We start from the raw sequence: 15284 nt of genomic DNA on the forward strand, positions 1-15284 counted from the left end.
GTCGCCCGCCAGACCTCGCCCATGCCGCCGCGTCCGAGCAGCGCGTCCAGCCGGTACCGTCCCGCCAGCCGCCCGCCGCGCATGAGCCTCCTCACCGAGTACCCGTCCAGCCCACCGGGAATGATCTCCGGTTCGCGGGTGCCCGTCCAGACGGCTCAGGAGGGGGTCACTTGATGATGACGTTGTCGTCCGGGGCGGACTCGTCGGGGGTCCAGCCGTCGTGGCCCGCGTCGACCTGCCAGTGCTTGCCCGCGAAGCGGACCTCGGTCAGGCCGTAGACCTGGGCGTGCGTCACCGCCCACGTCGCGGCCGCCCAGCCCTCGCGGGCGTTGCCGGCCTTCACCGAGTTCCAGGACTCCGGGTCGGAGGCGGCACCGGCCGCGAGCGCGCCGGGGCCGCTCACCTGGAGCCTGCTGCCGAACGCGCGGCGCATCTCCCGGAGCGCGTCCGGGCGGCGCGAGCCGGTCCGCTTGTCGGGCGGGAACCAGCACCGCGCCGTGCCCGGCTCGCGGCCGGTGAACGCCGCCGCGAGCAGCCCGCCCTCGTCCTCGTGCTGGGCGTAGGCGTCGCCGTCGGCGCTGCGCTGCACCTCCTGCGCCGCGACGTGCAGGTCGTGGTCGAGGTAGTCCTTCACCTGGACCAGCGCGTCGAAGAACTTGCTGGTCGACACGACGGGGTCGCGGAGCTTGTCGGGGGTGCCCCAGCCCTGCGAGGGGCGCTGCTGGAACATGCCGACCGAGTCGCGGTCGCCGCCCGGCAGGTTGCGGATGTGCGACTCCTGGATCGCGGTCGCGTAGGCGATCACCACGGCCCGCTCGGGGAGCCGCTTGCGGAACGCGACGGCGGCGATCGTGGCGGCGTTGGCGCCCTGCTCCAGGTCCAGGGACATCTTCCCCGCGCTCGTGGTGACCTCGCAGCCGGATCCGTGCAGGTAGGGGCGGGCCCGCTGGAAAAGGGCGTAGCCGCCGACGGCCAGCAGCACCACGACGACCGCCAGGCCCGCCGCCCACGCCGAACCGCCGCGCCGGCGGCGCCCGCCGCCGGCGTCGGGCACCTTCCCGGGGTGCCCCCGCAACCTCGCCCAAACAGCCACGCGAAGACGGTACCGGGGAATGGCCACCAGTAAGCTCAGGAGGCATGACCGAAACGTTCACCAGCCCGATCTCCGGCGGCATCGACGAGCTGTGGGAGCGGCGCGCCGACCTCACGCCGGACGACGCCGACGCGCGGGCCGCCATCGTGGCCGCCGTCGACCAGATCGACACCGGCGAGGCCCGCGTCGCCCACATCGACCCCGCGTCCGACGAAGTCGTCGTCGACGAGCGGGCCAAGCGGGCGATCCTGCTGAGCTTCAAGGTCCTCGGCATGGTGCGCTCCCAGGTCGGCGACTTCCGGTACCACGACCGCATCCCGCTGAAGAGCCGGCTGGACGGCGTCCGCGTCGTCCCCGGCGCGATCGCCCGCTGGGGCTCCTACCTGGCGCCCGGCGTGGTGCTGATGCCGTCGTTCACCAACATCGGCGCCTACGTCGACTCCGGCACGATGGTCGACACGTGGGCGACCGTGGGCTCGTGCGCGCAGGTCGGCAAGAACGTCCACCTGTCCGGCGGCGTCGGCGTCGGCGGGGTACTGGAACCGCCGAACGCCAAGCCCGTGATCATCGAGGACGAGGCGATGATCGGCAGCCGCTCGATGATCGTCGAGGGGGCGCGGGTCGGGAAGGGCGCCGTCGTCGGCTCCGGGACGAACCTGTCGGCGTCCATGCCGGTCATCGACGTGGAGACCGGTGAGGAGATCAGCCGGGGCCGCATCCCCGACTGGTGCGTCGCCGTCGGCGGGACCCGCTACAAGGAGTTCGAGGGCGGGACGTTCGGGCTCCCGGCCGTGCTCATCCTCAAGCGGCTCGAAGAGGGCCAGCGGCACGACAAGGCGTCCCTCAACGACATCCTCCGCGACCACGGCATCAACACGTGACCGTCGGCGCCTCTGTGTCGGCCGTCCGCTAGAGCGGGGTCTCGGTGATCCTGAGAGGGCGGCCGGTGAGGACGGCGGCCGCGGCGGCGTAGCCGGGGCCGGGCGTGAGGTCGGCCAGCCGGACCGGCGAGACCGCCGCCTCGCCGTCCCACTCCAGGACCTCGGGGGGCTCGTCGGGCGCGGTGAGGCGGATGGCGGTCATCGGGGCGGCGAGGCCGTGGCCGGTCGCCTTCAGCAGGGCCTCCTTGCGGCTCCAGTAGGCGTGGAAGCCGCGCCTGCGGTCGGGCATGGCCGCCAGCGCCGCCCGCTCGGGCTCGCTGAGGACCATCTTGGCGAGCCCGTCGATGTCGCGGTCGCTCTCCCGCTCGACGTCCACGCCGACCTCGGCGCCCTCGGCGAGGACGAGGACGACCCGGTCCCCGGAGTGCGACAGCGAGAAGTCGACGCGGGCGCCGGGGAGGCGCGGCTTGCCGTGGGCGCCGGCGCACAGCCGGCAGTCGGTGCTGAACCGCATGGCCCGCGGGTCCAGGCCGGTGACCTCGGCGAGCGCCGTCCGCGCCAGGAACCGCCCGGTGACGAACCGGGCCTTGTCCTCCGCGCGGATGAAACGCTCGTAGCGTTCGCGCTCCCCGTCGTCGAGCAGCGCCCGCATCCCGGGGTCGTCGGCGGGGACCGCCCAACGGACGGCGCACTCCAGCGCGTCTTTCTCCACGGCAGGGTCGTCTCCCACGGGCATCTCCACGAGCCGATGATAGGACTTGAGCATGGGGCTGGATCTTCTCTCCGACGTCGCGGACCTCACGGCGGCGATCGTCGACATCGAGTCGGTGAGCGGCGCGGAAGGGCCCCTCGCCGACGCCGTCGAGGAGGCGCTGCGCGCGCTCCCGCACCTGACGGTCGAACGCCACGGCCACAACGTCGTCGCCCGCACCGACCTCGGCCGAGCCGAACGGGTCGTCCTGGCCGGGCATCTCGACACCGTGCCGCTGAACGGCAACCTGCCGTCCCGCGTCGAGGGCGACCGCCTCTACGGCTGCGGGACGACGGACATGAAGAGCGGCGTCGCCGTCGCCCTCCGGCTCGCCGCGACCCTCACCGAGCCGGTGCGCGACATCACCTACGTCTTCTACGAGTGCGAGGAGATCGAGGCCGAGCGCAACGGGCTGCGGCGGCTCGCGGCCACCCGCCCCGAGCTGCTCGCCGGTGACTTCGCCGTGCTGATGGAGCCGACCGGCGCGCTCATCGAGGGCGGCTGCCAGGGCACGATGCGCGCCGAGGTCACCGCGGCGGGGGAGCGGGCGCACAGTGCGCGGGCGTGGATGGGCTCCAACGCGATCCACGCGGCCGGGCGGATCCTGGACGTCCTGCGCGCCTACGAGCCGGCCCGCCCGGTCGTGGACGGCCTGGAGTACCACGAGGGCCTGAACGCCGTGTTCATCAGCGGCGGCGTCGCGGGCAACGTCATCCCCGACGAGTGCGTCGTCACGGTGAACTACCGGTTCGCGCCCGACAAGTCGCCCGCCGACGCCGAGGCGTACCTCCGGGAAATCTTCCGCGGCTTCGCGGTGAAGATCACCGACAGCGCGTCGGCCGCGCGTCCCGGGCTGACGCACCCGGCCGCCGCCGCGTTCGTCGCCGCCAGCGGCGCCGGCGTCCGCGCCAAACTCGGCTGGACGGACGTCGCGCGCTTCGCCGAGCTCGGGATCCCGGCCGTCAACTACGGCCCCGGCGAGCCGACCCTCGCCCACACCCGCGACGAGTACGTGGAGATTCCCCTGATAGCGGAGTGCGAGCGACGTATGCGCACGTGGCTGGGGGGCCCCGTTAACGTGGCCTCATGACATTGAATCCTCAGTCCCCCCTCCGGCGGCAGGGGCCCGCGACGCTGCGGGGCAGGGCCGTCCCGAAGACCACCACCGACCAGCGGCTGCTGGACAGCCGCGGCCCCGTCGACTGGGTGCACGCCGACCCGTGGCGCGTGCTGCGCATCCAGGCCGAGTTCGTGGAGGGGTTCGGCCTCCTGGCGGAGCTGCCGAAGGCGGTCAGCGTGTTCGGCAGCGCCCGCACCAAGCCGGACTCCGCCGACTACAAGCTCGGCGTGGAGATCGGCGCGAAGCTGCACGAGGCCGGTTACGCGGTGATCACCGGCGGCGGCCCGGGGATCATGGAGGCGGCCAACAAGGGGTGCGACGAGAGCGGCGGCCTGTCGGTCGGCCTCGGCATCGAGCTGCCCTTCGAGCAGGGGATCAACGACCACGTCGACATCGGGCTGCAGTTCCGCTACTTCTTCGTCCGCAAGACGATGTTCGTCAAGTACTCGCAGGCGTTCGTGGTCCTGCCCGGCGGGTTCGGGACGCTGGACGAGGTGTTCGAGGCGATCACCCTCGTGCAGACCGGGAAGATCACCCGGTTCCCGATCGTGCTGGTCGGCACCGAGTTCTGGGGCGGCCTCATGGACTGGATCCGCGACCGGATGCTGACCACCGGCAAGATCGCCGCCCATGACCTCGACCTGGTCCACCTCACCGACGACCCGGACGAGGCCGTCCGCATCATCGTCGAGGGCCACTCCCGCGCCGAGCAGGAGATCGCCGAGGCCCGCGCCCGGAAGGAGACCGCCCGGCAGGTCCAGGACGCCGAGCAGGCCGAGTAGCCGGGGTCAGCCGGTGCCGCGGTGGGACGCCGTCCGGGACGCGATCGCGTGGAGCACCGCCGCCATGTCCGCCTGGCCGTGCCCCAGGGCGAGGGTCTCGCGGTAGAGGGCGTGGCAGGCGTCCAGCAGCGGCGAGGCGACACCGGACGCGCGGGCGGCCTCGGCGACCAGGCGGTTGTTGTCCAGCACGTTGACGATGGACGCCTGGACGGTGAAGTCGCGGTCGACGAGCTTGCCGGCCTTCGCCCGTGACACGGTGCTCGCCATCGGGCCCGCGTCCAGGACGTCCCGGAGGAGCCCCTGGTCGAGGCCGTTCCGGTCGGCGAAGTGGAACGCCTCCACCAGCCCGGTGACCATCGTGATCAGGAACAGGTTGACCGACAGCTTCATCAGCAGCGCGTTCGGGACGGCCCCGCACACGAACGCCTCATGGCACATCGGCCGGAGCAGCGGGCGGACGGCCTCCACGGCGGACGGCTCGCCCGCCAGCAGCGCCACCAGCCGCCCCGTCTCGGCGGGCCCGCGCGAGCCGGAGACGGGAGCCTCGACGTACCGGCCCCCGGCGGCGCGCACGTCGGTTTCGAGGCCGCGCGAATAGCCGGGCGACGTCGTCCCCATGTGGACGATGACGCGCCCGGCGACGTTCGCCGCGAACCCGGGGGTGCCGCGTCCCAGCACCGCGTCGATGGCGGGGCCGTCGGCCAGCATGAGCAGCACGACCCGCGCGCGCCGGCACACCTCCGCGGGGCTCGCGGCCACGTCCGCCCCCGCTTCGCGCAGCACCTCGCTCCTGGCGGCGGTGCGGTTCCAGACGACGAGGCGGGTGCCCGCGCGGGCGAGGTTGAGCGCCATCGGCCGTCCCATGACGCCTAGCCCGACGAAACCGACGTCCATGTCCACCACCGCCTCCGGCCGGGATCGCCGGCCTTGCCAGTTATGACAACGGTCATGATAATGATCCTGGTGAAGCTGGCAATAGCCATTTGAAACTGCGTCGGGAGGCGGCATGGGAGACGCCGAGCGGGGGCCGCGGGAGCGGATGGTCTTCAGCGCGGCCCAGCTCATCCGCCGCGACGGGGTCACGGCCACCGGCCTGCGGGAGGTCGCCGACCACGCGGGGGCGCCGCGCGGCTCGCTGCAGCACTACTTCCCGGGCGGCAAGGAGCAGCTCGTCAACGAGGCCGTGGAGTGGGCCGGCCGCTACGCGAGCGCGCGGGTCGCCCGGTTCATGTCCGCGATGTCACGGCCCACCCCGGGCAGGCTCTTCGCGGCGATGGCGAAGCAGTGGATCGACGAGTTCCGGTCGGCGGGCTTCGCCGGGGGCTGCCCTGTGGCCGCGGCGACGGTCGACTGCGCGGACTCCGCCGAGTCGACCCGGGCCGCGACCGCCGCCGCGTTCGCCTGCTGGCGCCGCCCCGTCGCGCGGGAGCTGGCCGGGATGGGCGTCCCGTCCCGCAGGGCCGAGGCGCTCGCCACGTTGATGATCAGCGCGCTGGAGGGGGCGATCCTGATGGCGCGGGCCGAGCAGAGCGTCCGCCCGCTCAGGACCGTGGTCCGCGAACTCGCGCCCTACCTCGACTCCTGCGCCGCCGTAGCGGAGTGACCGGGCGGCGGGCGCGGCCGCGTGCGGACGGGGGTTCGGGGGCGAGCCGCCCGCCGACGACGATGCCGTACAAGAGGTGGTCCAGGGCCGTCCCCGCCCGCCAGGCGACACCGTGCTCGTGCGCGTGGCGGACGCCGAGCAGCGGGGCGATGCCGACCTCGAAGCCGAGCCAGATGAGCAGGCCGTAGACGGGGCCGCTGGCGGGCCTGCTCCGCACGCCGCGCGGCAGGAACCCGTACGCCGCGCCGCCCGCGGCGCCGTAGGTCCAGTGCAGCAGCTCGGTGATCGCCGCCTCGTGCCGTTCGGGCAGCCCGCTGACGAGCGGCACGCGCTGCTCCACGATCGCCTCGGGCGGGCTCTGCTCGCGCGGCCCGACGGCCGCGGTCACCGTCCGCACCCCGGTCATCGCCATGGCGCCGACGAGTCCCCGCGCTCCGGCCCTGACGACCGTTCCGGTGCTCCGCTCCGGCATCCGCGATCCCATGGCGACCTCCCTGCGCGTGACATCTCTGCCCTCTGATCCGGTGAACATGCGCCGGGCCGGGGGAGGCGGTATATGAGCCATGCACTTACTGGACGCCGTCACTTACCGGGCCCCTTTTCGCGTTGCTATAGCTGAGGTGCTGCCCCGCCGCGCGAAAGCGTCGAAGCGGGCATGCGCATTCCGTCTGCGGAAGGGGTGGGGGTGTCGGTGGAGAACGGACCGGCCAGGGTCGCCAGGAGTTTCGCGCACGCCCGCGCTGTGGCCGATGCGATCCTCTACGAGGGCTACCTGCTCTATCCCTACCGGCGCTCGTCCGGCAAGAACCGCGTGCGCTGGCAGTTCGGCGTCATCGTGCCGCCTGCCTGGGCCGATGCGCACGGGCTGACCGACACGAGCGTGGCCGGCTCGGCCGAGGCGCCGTGGCAGCAGACCGAGTGCCTGCTCAGCGCGCCCGACGACGCCGCGGTGACGTGCCGGGTCCGGTTTCTGCAGACTCAGCGGAAAAGTGTGGAAGAGCGGCTTCCGGAGGGGTCCTTTCATCCGGCCGATTTCGTGAACGCCGGGGAACGGATGGAAGTCGGTTTCGACGAGGCCGTGCCGCAGGAATTCGACTTCCGGATCCCGCTGCGGGATCTGCGGGCCGGGGAGCAGAAGTTCGATCTGCGTGCACCGGGACGCGAGGACACCGATCCGATCCTGGACGGCGAGGGCCGCGTCGTCGGACGCGCGGTCCGCAGGCGGTGGCCCCTGACGGCCGTCGTGACGCTGTCGGCGACCCCGCCCGCGGCGCCCGGCGGGGCCCCGCACCGGGCCGACCTGCTCCGCGTGCACATCGCCAACACGGACGCCGCCACGGCGGCGGACGCGCCCCGCGACGACGCCCTGTGCCGATCGCTGCTCGCCTGCCACGTCCTGCTCGGCACCGACGACGGGTCGTTCCTCTCCCTCCTGGACCCGCCCGAATGGGCCGCCGCGGCCGCCAGGGAGTGCGTGAACGTCCACACCTTCCCCGTGCTCACCGGAGAGCCGGGCGACCGGCACGCCGTCCTGTCCTCGCCGATCCTCCTGTACGACCACCCGCAGGTCGCCCCGGAGAGCCCCGGCGACCTGCACGACGCGACGGAGATCGACGAGATCCTGTCGCTGCGGACGCTGACGCTCACCGACGAGGAGAAGCGCGAGGCGCGCGGCACCGACCCGCGGGCCGCCGCGATCCTGGACCGGACGGAGTCCCTGTCGCCGGAGGCGTTCGCCCGCCTGCACGGCACGATCCGCACGCCGCTGCCGGAGAGCGACGGCGCCGGGGTCGTGGTCGCCGGGGTGCCCGTCGCGAAGGGGAGCCGGGTGCGGCTGCGGCCGAGAACCCGCGGCACCGACCCCCAGGACCGGTTCCTGGACGGCAGGACCGCGCTGGTCGAGGCGGTGATGACCGACGTGGACGACGGCACGCACCTCGCGGTCACCGTCGAGGACGACCCGGCCGCCGACCTCAACCAGTGGTACGGGCGGTTCCGGTACTTCGCCCCCGACGAGGTCGAGCCCCTGCCCGCCGCCGCGGACGGTGAGCCGCGGTGAGCCGGGTGCTCGTCGCCGGGATCGGCAACGTGTTCCTCGCCGACGACGGCTTCGGCGTGGAGGTCGCCCGGCGCATCCTGCGGGACGGCCTGCCGGACGGGAACGCGCTCCCGGACGGTGTGCGGGTCGCCGACTACGGCATCCGCGGCGTCCACCTGGCCTACGAGCTGCTCGAAGGCCGGCACGACACGCTGATCATGGTGGACGCGGTGCGCGTCGAGGGCCCGCCCGGCACCCTCGCCGTCATCCACGTGGACGCGGCCGCCGTGGACGACGCGGTCGCCGGCGCGGACTTCGCCGACCCCCTCGGCCCCCCGGCCGTCGACGGGCACGGCATGAACCCGACGGCCGTGCTGCGGCTGCTGCGGCGGCTCGGCGGCGAGATCGGCCGCGTCCTCGTGGTGGGCTGCCGGCCCGCCGTCCTGGAGGAGCGGATGGAGCTGTCCGAGCCCGTGCGCGCCGCGCTGGACGACGCCGTCCGGCTCGTCGCGGACCTGGCCCGGGACGAGGCGAACAGGGAAGTGGAGCGGACGAATGCATGAGGTGGGGATGTGCGAGGGGATCGTCGAGGCGGCCCTCCGGCGGGCGGACGGCCGCCCGGTGCGGGGCATGCGGGTCCGCGTCGGCGGCCACCCGGTCGACCCGGAGGTGATCGAGCAGGGCGTCCGGGTCGCCGCGGCGGGCACCGCGGCCGAGGACGCCGCGCTCGACCTGGTGCTGGAGCCGCTCTCGGTGCATTGCGACCGCTGCGGCGCCCGGACGCCGGTGAACTCCGCCACGGCGCTGGCGGCGTGCCCGGCGTGCGGCTCCGTCGACGTGCAGAGCGCCGGGCGGGAGGACGTCGTCCTGGAGTCGATCACCGTGGACGCGCCGGCCCCTGAGCCGGCCCGCGACTGAGGAGGTACACCGTGAACGGCGAGAACGGGTTCAAGGAGATCCACATCCTGTGGATCTCGGAGGGCATGAGCTGCGACGGCGACACCGTGTCGATCACCGCGTCGGGGCAGCCCTCGATCGAGGACGTGGTCAACGGGCTCATCCCGGGGCTGCCGAAGGTGCACCTGTACAACAAGGTGCTCTCGCCGACGCAGGGCGGCGAGGACTTCCTGGCCCCGTTCCGGGCGGCGGCCCGCGGCGAGTTGGAGCCGTTCATCTTCGTGCTGGAGGGCTCGGTCCCCAACGAGAAGATCAACGGGGACGGGCACTGGTCGTCGTTCGGCAACGACCCGGAGACCGGTGAGCCGCTGACGCTCGACTGGTGGCTCGACCGGCTCGCGCCGCGGGCGTGGGCGGTCGTCGCGGCCGGCACGTGCGCGACGTACGGCGGCATCCACGCGATGGCGGGCAACCCGACCGGGTGCATGGGGCTCGCCGACTACCTCGGGTGGGACTTCCGGTCGGCGGGCGGACTGCCGATCGTCAACGTCCCCGGCTGCCCGGTCCAGCCCGAGAACTTCATGGAGACGCTCACGTGGGTGCTCCAGCACGCGGCGGGTTCCGCGCCGCCACCGCCGCTGGACGACATGCTCCGCCCGCAGTGGATCTTCGGCAAGACGGTCCACGAGGGCTGCGACCGAGCGGCCTACTACGAGCAGGCCGACTTCTCCAAGGACTACAACTCGCCGAAGTGCCAGGTGAAGATCGGCTGCTGGGGCCCGGTGGTGAACTGCAACGTCCCCAAGCGCGGCTGGATGGGCGGTGTCGGCGGCTGCCCGAACGTCGGCGGCATCTGCATCGCCTGCACCATGCCGGGCTTCCCGGACAAGTTCATGCCGTTCATGGACGCCCCGCCCGGCGGCAGCCTCTCCACGACGCTGATCAAACCGTACGGCGCCTTCATCCGCCGGATGCGCGGCCTCACCAACGCGACCGCGAACAAGGAACCCCGGTGGCACCACAACCGTGAGGTGCTGACCAGCGGCTACAACCCGCGCTGGCGGCCCTAGCCCTAACCCGAGCAGTCAGAGAGGACACATCGATGGCGAAGACCGCGCCGAGGCCCGCCGGGACCGAACCCGGGCAGCTCGTGGAGATGTCGTGGGACCCGATCACCCGCATCATCGGCAACCTCGGCATCTACACCAAGATCGATTTCGCGAACCGGCGGGTCGCCGAGTGCCACAGCACGTCCTCCCTGTTCCGCGGCTACTCGGTGTTCATGAAGGGCAAGGACCCCCGCGACGCGGGCTTCATCACCAGCCGGATCTGCGGCATCTGCGGCGACAACCACACCACGTGCTCGGTGTACGCGCAGAACATGGCGTACGGCATCAAGAACCCGCCGCTCGCCGAGTGGATCCTCAACCTCGGCGAAGCGGCCGAGTACATGTTCGACCACACGCTCTTCCAGGACAACCTCGTCTTCGTCGACTTCTGCGAGGCGATGGTCAAGGACACCAACCCGAGCGTGCTGAAGAAGGCGAAGACCACCGACGCGCCGAACGCGGCCGTCCACGGGTACCGGACGATCGCCGAGATCATGGAGGCGTTCAACCCGTTCGAGGGGGCGGTCTACAAGGAGGCCCTCCAGATCAGCCGCACGACCCGGGAGATGTTCTGCCTGATGGAGGGGCGGCACGTGCACCCCTCGACCGTCTACCCGGGCGGCGTCGGGACGATGCCGACCCCGACCCTGTTCACCGACTACCTGTCCCGGCTGATCGGCATCGTCGACTTCGTCAAGAAGGCCGTCGCGATGAACGACGACGTCTTCGACTTCTTCTACGAGGCGCTGCCGGGCTACGAGGAGGTCGGGCGCCGCCGCGTCATGCTCGGCTGCTGGGGCGCCTTCCAGGACCCGGCGGTGGTCGACTACCGCTACGAGACGATGGACCGGTGGGGCAAGGCGATGTACGTCACCCCCGGCATCGTCATCGACGGCGAGCTGCTCACCACGAACCTGGTCGACATCAACCTCGGCATGCGCATCCTGCTGGGCAGCTCCTACTACGACGACTGGGTGAACGAGGACCCGTTCGTCACCCTCGACCCGCTCGGGAACCCGGTCGACATGCGCCACCCGTGGAACCAGACCACGGTCCCGGTGCCGCAGAAGCGCGACTTCAACGAGAAGTACTCCTGGGTGATGAGCCCGCGCTGGCTGCACCCGCAGACCGGGGAGCACCTCGCGCTGGACACCGGCGGCGGCCCGTTCGCGCGGCTCTACACCACCGCGCTGGCCGGCCTGGTCGACACCCCGTACGTGAAGTCGACCGGGTCCAGCGTCCAGATCAACCTGCCGAAGGGCGAGCGGCTCCCGGAGATGACGCTCGAATGGCGCATCCCGAAGTGGTCCAACGCCCTGGAGCGCGACCGGGCCCGCGGCTACTTCATCGCCTACGCGGCGGCGATGGCGGTGTACTTCGTCGAGCAGGCGCTCGGCCGCGTCCACGACGGGGACACCCGGGTCTTCGACGACTTCGAGGTCCCCGACGAGGCGATCGGCTGCGGGTTCCACGAGGCGGTGCGCGGGGTGCTGTCCCACCACCTCGTCATCAAGGACAAGAAGATCGCGAACTACCACCCGTACCCGCCGACGCCGTGGAACGCCAGCCCGCGCGACATCTACGGCACGCCCGGCCCGTACGAGGACGCCGTCCAGGACATGCCGATCTTCGAGGAGAACGGCCCGGACGAGTTCAAGGGCGTCGACATCATGCGCGCCGTCCGCAGCTTCGACCCGTGCCTGCCGTGCGGCGTCCACATGTACGTCGGCGGCGGGCGGACGCTGAAGAAGATCCACTCGCCGATGTTCGGTGCGACCCATGAATGACGGGCCGCGATCCCGCCTGGACGAGGGCGCGGTGGCCGACCGGCTGGCCCGGCTGGACGAGACGCTGGGCCGGCTGGAGCAGACGCCCGGCGCGACGGCCGAGACCGCCCTCGACTCGGTCTCCATGCTGACCGAGGTCTACGGCGAGGCCCTGGCACGGGTGATGGAGCACATCCCCACGGCCGCTGCCGAGGCCCTGGTGGAGGACGACCTCGTCGGCCACCTGCTCGTGCTCCACGACATCCATCCCGAGCCGGTCGAGCGGCGCGTCGCCCGGACGCTGGACGGTCTCCGGCCGCGCCTGAACCGGCAGGGCTTCGAGGTCGACCTCGTCGGCATCGAGGCGGGGACGGCGCGGGTCGGCCTGAAGGGCGGCGGCTGCGGGGGCGGCGCGGAAACCGCCGGGGAACTCGTCCAGGAGGCCGTGCTGGCGGCCGCCCCGGAGTTGGCCGGGGTGGACCTCGTGGCCCCGAAGGCCCCGGCGGCGTTCGTCCCGGTCGACGCGCTGATGCGGCCGCCCGCGACGGCGGCGGACGGTGCCGCGTGAGGTCCGGGGCTCTCGACCGGGCGATCCGGCGGGCGTCCGCCGCCGCGGGCCCGGCGGCGCGCGGGGAGGCCGACACCTGCGGCCTCTGCGACGCGCCCGCCCCGGAGCCGCACGCCCACGTCCTGGACGAGAGCAAGGGCGAGCTGCTCTGCGCCTGCCGCGCGTGCGGCCTCCTGTTCGAGCGGGAGGGCGCCGGATACGGCCACTACCGGCTCGTCCCCCGGCGCCGGGAGAGGCTCCGCGGGGTGCCCGCCGCGGAGCTCGGCGTCCCGGTCGGGCTGGCGTTCTTCACGGCCGGACCGGACGGCGCCGTCACCGCCCGCTACCCGAGCCCCATGGGCGCCACCGAGTGGACCGTGGACCCGGGCACCTGGGCGGACGTGACCGCCCGCGCGCCGCGGCTCGCGGAGCTGCGCCCCGGCGTCGAGGCGCTGCTGGTCAACACGGTGCGCGGTGCCGACGAGCAGTGGCTCGTGCCGATCGACGACTGCTACCGGCTCGTCGCCGTGATCAGGCGGTCATGGACGGGCCTGTCCGGGGGAGACCGGGTGTGGGACGACATCGACGCGTTCTTCACGGACCTGACAGAGACGAACTCACCAGGGACGAAGGAGCACTGATGGCCGAGATCCGCGTGGGGAAGCCGGACGTGAAGCCGGACGCGCCCTCGCACGTCAAGGGCGTCCGCCAGGGCAACGAGAAGGGCGCCTACAAGAACGAGGTCGGGCACCACGAGGACGGCACCGCCGACTCGCGGCGCTCGACCGGGGTCCGCGCCGGCAGGCGCGATCCGATCCTGCCGAGCATGCCGAACGTGCCGCCCGGCTGAGCCGAGGGAGGGGGAAGGAAATGCGGAAGGCAATGATCGCGACGGCCTGCGTGGCCGGCGCCGGATTCGCCGCGATGATCTGGCGGGAATGGCCGGCGATGCGCCGCTACATCCGGATGACCCGCATGTGAGAGCGCATGCGAGAGCGCGCTAGCGCGAATCCACCCGCGCGTCGACCGGGGCGGGGGGAGAAGCGGGCGGATCCGGCTTCTCCCTCCACAGCAGCAGGAAGGAATCGAGGACGGTCCCGAACCGGGCCAGGCCCGACATCCGCGCCCGCAGCTCGGTGAGGCCCTCCGCCGTCAGCTCGTAGCGCCGGCGGGCGGGCCCGGCGTCCGAGGGGACCCAGCTCGACGTCAGCAGCCGCTCCCGCTCCAGGCCGCGCAGCACCCGGTAGGCGTGCCCCGGCTCGACGTCCGCGACGCCCATCCTGGCGAGCCGCTCGATCAGCTCGTAGCCGTGGTCCGGCCGCTGGTAGATCAGCAGGAGCAGGAAGGGCTGGAGCATGCCACGGATCTCGCTGCCGCACACCATTCCACTCCTCGCTGCGCTCCGGACGGCGGTGACCCCGAAGGACGGCTTTCCGTTCCGCCGGTCCCCTAACGCCGCATTCCGAAATCCCCCCTGCGCCATGGCGAAGTCCTGACCGGTTCCATGCCTGTTCTCCGCGACGCGGGAACCAATCCGTCGGAGGTGGAAAGTGAACCGGAACACGAGCGTGAAAGCGTGCGCGGCGGCGATGGGCCTGCTCCTGGCGGCCGGATGCAGCGGCGGCGGCGACGGCGATGCCGGTGAGACGGCCGGGGCGGCCCCGACCCCGGTGGCGGCGACGGGGGCGGCGGCCGAGGTGCAGGAGCAGTTCGAGCGGGTCGTCGACACCGTGCTGCCCTCGGTGGTGAAGATCGAGACGGGCGGGGGAGAGGGCTCGGGCGTCGTGTTCGACGACCAGGGCCACATCGTCACCAACGCCCACGTGGTGGCCGGGGCGCGGGAGATACGGGTCACGGCTTCCAGCGGCGGCTCACCGCAGAAGGCCAGGCTCGTGGGCGCGTTCGCCCCCGACGACCTGGCGGTGGTCAAGGTGGACGGCGGCTCCCTCAAGGCGGCCGCGTGGGGCGACTCCACCAAGCTGGAGGTCGGGCAGATGGTCCTGGCCATGGGCAACCCGCTGGGCCTGGCCGGAAGCGTGACCAACGGAATCGTGTCCGCGTTGCACCGGACGGTCTCGACCCAGGGCGAGGGCGACTTCTCCGGCTCGACCATCGCCGACGCCGTCCAGACGAGCGCGCCGATCAACCCGGGCAACAGCGGCGGCGCCCTCGTCACGCTCAACGGCGAGGTCATCGGCGTCCCGACCGCCGCCGCCCAGGACCCGGGGGCCGGGGGAGCGGCGCCCGGCATCGGGTTCGCGACGCCGAGCGACACCGTGAAGCGGATCGTCCCGCAGCTCATCAGGTCCGGCGAGGTCTCCAGTTCGGGCCGGGCGGCGCTCGGCGTGGTGGTGCGGACGCTCATCGACCCGGAGAGCGGCCAGGGGTCCGCGGTCGCCGTGGTGGAGGTCACGCGGAACAGCGGCGCCGCCAAGGCGGGCATCGAGCCCGGCCATCTGATCCTGTCGGTGAACGGCACCCCGACACCGGACCAGACGGCGCTGACCAGCGTCCTGGCGAACCTCGACCCCGGCAACACCGTGCCGGTCGAGATCCAGAAGCAGGACGGCTCGAAGGAGGAGGTCAAGGTGACGCTCGGCGAGCTCCCCGGGGGCGGCTGACCCCTTCTGGACGCCTCGCCTGTACGGGAGTACAGTGTACAAACGTACAGTCTGCTGAACATGCGTACAGGTGAGC

19 protein-coding genes are annotated in these 15284 nt (G+C 72.5%); 14 read left to right on the plus strand and 5 right to left on the minus strand.

Features of this window, described 5'->3' with window-relative positions:
• Window positions 1-166: 166 nt before the first annotated feature.
• On the minus strand, window positions 167-1093 hold the full coding sequence (locus tag IEZ03_RS17500; protein ID WP_229808358.1) for a hypothetical protein: 927 nt from the start codon (window positions 1091-1093) through the stop codon (window positions 167-169).
• A 44-nt stretch (window positions 1094-1137) separates the two neighbouring features.
• On the opposite strand from IEZ03_RS17500, the gene IEZ03_RS17505 reads away from it, so the two are divergent.
• Window positions 1138-1974 carry a 2,3,4,5-tetrahydropyridine-2,6-dicarboxylate N-succinyltransferase gene (locus IEZ03_RS17505; RefSeq protein ID WP_184881491.1) on the plus strand — a complete coding sequence of 279 codons (837 nt, stop codon included), beginning with the start codon at window positions 1138-1140 and terminating at the stop codon, window positions 1972-1974.
• A 28-nt stretch (window positions 1975-2002) separates the two neighbouring features.
• Here the strand turns inward: IEZ03_RS17505 and IEZ03_RS17510 are convergent, their stop codons facing one another.
• Window positions 2003-2710, minus strand: coding sequence for a 4'-phosphopantetheinyl transferase family protein (locus IEZ03_RS17510; RefSeq protein ID WP_184890400.1), 708 nt, complete (start codon window positions 2708-2710; stop codon window positions 2003-2005).
• Between the two features lie 28 nt (window positions 2711-2738).
• Between IEZ03_RS17510 and dapE the strand changes: the two genes are divergently transcribed.
• On the plus strand, window positions 2739-3815 hold the full coding sequence (dapE, locus tag IEZ03_RS17515; RefSeq protein ID WP_184881493.1) for a succinyl-diaminopimelate desuccinylase: 1077 nt from the start codon (window positions 2739-2741) through the stop codon (window positions 3813-3815).
• Window positions 3812-4627, plus strand: coding sequence for an LOG family protein (locus IEZ03_RS17520; RefSeq protein ID WP_184881495.1), 816 nt, complete (start codon window positions 3812-3814; stop codon window positions 4625-4627). Before dapE ends, IEZ03_RS17520 begins: the two co-directional genes overlap by 4 nt.
• 6 nt (window positions 4628-4633) lie before the next feature.
• Here IEZ03_RS17520 and IEZ03_RS17525 read toward each other — a convergent pair whose 3' ends face one another.
• Window positions 4634-5692 carry an NAD(P)-dependent oxidoreductase gene (locus IEZ03_RS17525; protein WP_308427979.1) on the minus strand — a complete coding sequence of 353 codons (1059 nt, stop codon included), beginning with the start codon at window positions 5690-5692 and terminating at the stop codon, window positions 4634-4636.
• On the opposite strand from IEZ03_RS17525, the gene IEZ03_RS17530 reads away from it, so the two are divergent.
• Window positions 5634-6230 (plus strand): TetR/AcrR family transcriptional regulator, encoded by a 597-nt coding sequence (locus tag IEZ03_RS17530; RefSeq protein ID WP_184881499.1) that lies wholly within the window; start codon window positions 5634-5636, stop codon window positions 6228-6230. The two genes, IEZ03_RS17525 and IEZ03_RS17530, sit on opposite strands and share 59 nt — an antisense overlap.
• Here IEZ03_RS17530 and IEZ03_RS17535 read toward each other — a convergent pair.
• Complete coding sequence (locus tag IEZ03_RS17535) at window positions 6169-6714, minus strand: hypothetical protein (protein ID WP_184881501.1); 546 nt, start codon at window positions 6712-6714, stop codon at window positions 6169-6171. The genes IEZ03_RS17530 and IEZ03_RS17535 overlap by 62 nt on opposite strands.
• Before the next feature lie 201 nt (window positions 6715-6915).
• On the opposite strand from IEZ03_RS17535, the gene IEZ03_RS17540 reads away from it, so the two are divergent.
• The 9 genes from IEZ03_RS17540 to IEZ03_RS38855 are packed head-to-tail and all read left to right on the plus strand — an operon-like array spanning window position 6916 to window position 13568.
• Complete coding sequence (locus IEZ03_RS17540; protein ID WP_229808359.1) at window positions 6916-8289, plus strand: hypothetical protein; 1374 nt, start codon at window positions 6916-6918, stop codon at window positions 8287-8289.
• The gene (locus IEZ03_RS17545) at window positions 8286-8831 is read left to right on the plus strand and encodes a hydrogenase maturation protease (protein ID WP_184881503.1); all 546 of its coding nucleotides are present in this window, start codon (window positions 8286-8288) and stop codon (window positions 8829-8831) included. The genes IEZ03_RS17540 and IEZ03_RS17545 overlap by 4 nt, the downstream gene beginning before the upstream one ends.
• The gene (locus IEZ03_RS17550; RefSeq protein WP_184881505.1) at window positions 8824-9186 is read left to right on the plus strand and encodes a hydrogenase maturation nickel metallochaperone HypA; all 363 of its coding nucleotides are present in this window, start codon (window positions 8824-8826) and stop codon (window positions 9184-9186) included. Before IEZ03_RS17545 ends, IEZ03_RS17550 begins: the two co-directional genes overlap by 8 nt.
• 11 nt (window positions 9187-9197) lie before the next feature.
• Window positions 9198-10235, plus strand: a complete 1038-nt coding sequence (locus tag IEZ03_RS17555) for an NADH-quinone oxidoreductase subunit B family protein (protein ID WP_229808360.1) — start codon at window positions 9198-9200, stop codon at window positions 10233-10235.
• 32 nt (window positions 10236-10267) lie between these two features.
• Window positions 10268-12061 carry a nickel-dependent hydrogenase large subunit gene (locus IEZ03_RS17560; protein WP_184881507.1) on the plus strand — a complete coding sequence of 598 codons (1794 nt, stop codon included), beginning with the start codon at window positions 10268-10270 and terminating at the stop codon, window positions 12059-12061.
• Window positions 12054-12608: a NifU-related iron-sulfur-binding protein gene (locus IEZ03_RS17565; RefSeq protein WP_184881509.1), complete on the plus strand. Its 555-nt coding sequence runs from the start codon at window positions 12054-12056 to the stop codon at window positions 12606-12608. The genes IEZ03_RS17560 and IEZ03_RS17565 overlap by 8 nt, the downstream gene beginning before the upstream one ends.
• A complete protein-coding gene (locus tag IEZ03_RS17570) occupies window positions 12605-13228 on the plus strand; it encodes a DUF5947 family protein (protein ID WP_184881511.1) in 624 nt (207 codons plus the stop codon). Before IEZ03_RS17565 ends, IEZ03_RS17570 begins: the two co-directional genes overlap by 4 nt.
• Window positions 13228-13437, plus strand: a complete 210-nt coding sequence (locus IEZ03_RS17575) for a hypothetical protein (RefSeq protein WP_184881513.1) — start codon at window positions 13228-13230, stop codon at window positions 13435-13437. The genes IEZ03_RS17570 and IEZ03_RS17575 overlap by 1 nt, the downstream gene beginning before the upstream one ends.
• 20 nt (window positions 13438-13457) lie before the next feature.
• Window positions 13458-13568 carry a DUF6893 family small protein gene (locus IEZ03_RS38855; RefSeq protein ID WP_373293636.1) on the plus strand — a complete coding sequence of 37 codons (111 nt, stop codon included), beginning with the start codon at window positions 13458-13460 and terminating at the stop codon, window positions 13566-13568.
• A gap of 19 nt (window positions 13569-13587) precedes the next feature.
• On the opposite strand, the gene IEZ03_RS17580 is transcribed toward IEZ03_RS38855, so the two are convergent.
• The gene (locus IEZ03_RS17580; protein ID WP_229808361.1) at window positions 13588-13944 is read right to left on the minus strand and encodes a helix-turn-helix transcriptional regulator; all 357 of its coding nucleotides are present in this window, start codon (window positions 13942-13944) and stop codon (window positions 13588-13590) included.
• Between the two features lie 193 nt (window positions 13945-14137).
• Between IEZ03_RS17580 and IEZ03_RS17585 the strand changes: the two genes are divergently transcribed.
• A complete protein-coding gene (locus IEZ03_RS17585) occupies window positions 14138-15208 on the plus strand; it encodes a S1C family serine protease (protein WP_229808362.1) in 1071 nt (356 codons plus the stop codon).
• Window positions 15209-15284: the final 76 nt, after the last annotated feature.

The sequence above is a fragment of the Actinomadura livida genome (assembly GCF_014648675.1).
Lineage (GTDB): Bacteria > Actinomycetota > Actinomycetes > Streptosporangiales > Streptosporangiaceae > Spirillospora > Spirillospora livida.